General features: G+C 64.2%; 4 protein-coding genes. 3 read left to right on the top strand and 1 reads right to left on the bottom strand.

All coding sequences use genetic code 11. The annotated features are described in order from the left end of the window. Positions 1–54: 54 nt before the first annotated feature. On the bottom strand, positions 55–1,020 hold the full coding sequence (gene waaC, locus RKP46_RS16375; RefSeq protein WP_311107607.1) for a lipopolysaccharide heptosyltransferase I: 966 nt from the start codon (positions 1,018–1,020) through the stop codon (positions 55–57). A gap of 81 nt (positions 1,021–1,101) precedes the next feature. Between waaC and RKP46_RS16370 the strand changes: the two genes are divergently transcribed. The 3 genes from RKP46_RS16370 to rfbB all read left to right on the top strand — a co-directional run. Beyond that, positions 1,102–1,380 (top strand): type II toxin-antitoxin system prevent-host-death family antitoxin, encoded by a 279-nt coding sequence (locus RKP46_RS16370; RefSeq protein ID WP_311107606.1) that lies wholly within the window; start codon positions 1,102–1,104, stop codon positions 1,378–1,380. Then, entirely contained in the window at positions 1,377–1,763 is a 387-nt protein-coding gene (locus RKP46_RS16365) for a type II toxin-antitoxin system VapC family toxin (protein ID WP_311107605.1), read from the top strand. Before RKP46_RS16370 ends, RKP46_RS16365 begins: the two co-directional genes overlap by 4 nt. Before the next feature lie 13 nt (positions 1,764–1,776). Beyond that, positions 1,777–2,609 (top strand): dTDP-glucose 4,6-dehydratase (rfbB, locus tag RKP46_RS16360; RefSeq protein ID WP_311107604.1); only part of this gene is annotated, 833 nt, incomplete at its 3' end.

Genomic DNA, 2,609 nt, shown 5'->3' with positions numbered 1-2,609 from the left:
GCCAGACGAGTGGCTGCGCGGCATAGAAGAGGGCGCTGTAGAGCAGGCGGGCCATCAGGTTTCAAGCGCTTCGTCGGTGGAGGCCAGCACCTCGGTCACCGTTGGCGCTTTTCCGATACCGCCGAGGTTGCGGAAAAATCCGCTCCCCAGGACGCCGGTCAGCGCCGGGTCGGTGGCCGTGTAGAGGGCGACGGTCGGCACCGTCAAGGCCGTGGCGAGATGGGCGAGGCCGGTATCGACGCCGATGGCGAGTTTGCTGCGACCGATGATTCCGGCCAATTCCCGGATCCCGAGCGCCGGCGCGGCGATGGCGCCGGGCACTGCTGCCGTGATGCGCGCGGCGCGGTCGCGCTCAGTTGTATTGCCGCCCGGTAGTACGGGTGTCAGACCGCGGCTGACGAGTTCGCGTGCGACTGCGATCCAGTCGTGTTCCGGCCAAAGCTTGTCGTCGCGGCTGGTGGCGGTGAGCAGCACTGCGGTCGGCGTTTCAGGAAGCCAGTCCGCCACGAATTCGGGGCTGGCAATCCCGTAGTCGATCGTCGAACCGGGGAGGTAGCCCAGTGCGGCACCGGCGAGCTGACGGTTGCGGACGACGGCATGCAGGGACTTGTCGACGGAAAAGTGCCGGTCATAGAGACGCGCCGCCAGTGGTTCGCGGGCGGAATCGGCAGCATAGCCAAGGCGGGGGCCGGTGGCCTGACGTGCAATGAGCGCGCTTTTCAGCAGGCCTTGAGTATCAAGGATCGCATCGTAGGGGTGCGCTCCCAGGGCCTGCCGCATTCCGCCAATCTCGCGCCAGGTGGCGACGGCCAGCAGCGCTTTCCGCCAGCGGCGGACGGCCACCGGAATGACACGACGGACGTGCGGGGAGAGTCGCGGGATATCGGCAAACGAGGCCTCGACGCACCAGTCGATCTCGGCGCCGGGCAGGTGCCGGGCAATGTCGGCGGCAACCGGCAGGTTGTGGATGACGTCCCCGAGCGACGAGGTTTTGACCAGCAGGATTCTCATTGCGCGCATTATACGATGCCGTGATCGTGATAGACTTAGTCCGGTGACTTAGTCCATGTTGCGAGAATCCCGCAACCGAAAGACGATTCCATGACTATTACCATCGTTAATGTGCACGACGCCAAGACTCACTTTTCCCGCCTGCTCGACCGGGCGCATGAGGGTGAGGAGATCGTTGTCGCCAAGGCGGGAAAGCCATACGCACGTCTCGTGCCGCTGGCTCCGCAGGAAAAGCCGGTACGCCGTCCGGGTCGCCTTGCCGGTTGCAGCGTGCCGGAGGCCTTCTTCGAACCATTGCCTGTGGCAGAAGCGGGCGCGGCGGCTGACGATTCTTCGGACTTGCTTCTCACTGCCGGCAGGAAGCCGTGAAAATCCTGCTCGACACCCATACTTTGCTCTGGTGGCTGGTAGACGATTCCCGCCTCTCGGTACGTGTGCGCGAACTGATTGCGGACGAGCACAACGATGTCTTGGTCAGTGCGGCCTCGGCTTGGGAAATTGCTACCAAGCACCGTTTGGGTAAGTTGCCGCTGGCCGGGCAGTTGATGCCCGGGTATGTCGCTATGATTGAGGAAGAAGGGTTCCGGCACCTTGCCATTTCGCCGGCACACGCGCTGCGCGCGGGGGGGTATGCCGTGACGCATGGCGACCCCTTCGATCGCATGCTCGCGGCTCAGGCCGAGATCGACGACATGCCCCTGGTGACGGCGGATACCGCTTTTGCCCAGTTCCCCGTCAGGACTTTTTGGTGATCAGGTAGACAAAATGACCATTCTCGTTACCGGCGGCGCCGGCTTCATCGGTGCCAATTTCGTGCTCGACTGGCTGGCCCGGTCGGACGAACCCATCGTCAACCTCGACAAGCTGACCTACGCCGGCAACCTCGAGAACCTCAGGTCGCTGCAGGGGGATGCGCGGCATGTCTTCGTCCGAGGCGACATCGGCGACCACAAACTGGTCGCTGCGCTGCTCGCGCAGCATCGGCCGCGGGCTGTCGTCAGCTTCGCTGCCGAGAGCCATGTCGACCGCTCGATCCACGGGCCGGGCGAGTTCATCCAGACCAATATCGTCGGCACCTTCACCCTGCTTGAGTGCGTACGTGCCCACTACGCCGGCCTTGCCGATGGCGAGAAGGCAGCTTTCCGCTTCCTGCACGTGTCGACGGACGAGGTCTACGGCTCGCTGACGGCGAACGATCCACCCTTCACCGAAAGCAATCCCTACCAGCCGAACAGCCCGTACTCGGCCTCGAAGGCCGCCTCCGACCATCTGGTTCGTGCCTATCACCATACCTACGGCCTGCCGGTGCTGACCACCAACTGCTCGAACAACTACGGCCCCTACCAGTTCCCGGAAAAGCTGATCCCGCTGATGATCCACAACGCACTCCTCGGCAAGCCGCTGCCGATCTATGGCGATGGCCAGCAGATCCGCGACTGGCTGTACGTGGGCGATCACTGCGCGGCAATCCGCCGGGTGCTCGAGGCCGGGACGCTGGGCGAGGTGTACAACATCGGCGGCTGGAACGAGATGCCGAACCTGTCGATCGTGCATACGCTGTGCGACCTGCTCGACGCGGCGCGACCGAAGGCGAGCGG

This window comes from Accumulibacter sp., from assembly GCF_031732815.1.
Lineage (GTDB): Bacteria > Pseudomonadota > Gammaproteobacteria > Burkholderiales > Rhodocyclaceae > Accumulibacter.
Note: the sequence above shows the minus strand (reverse complement) of the source record. Positions and strands in the feature narration are given on the sequence as shown.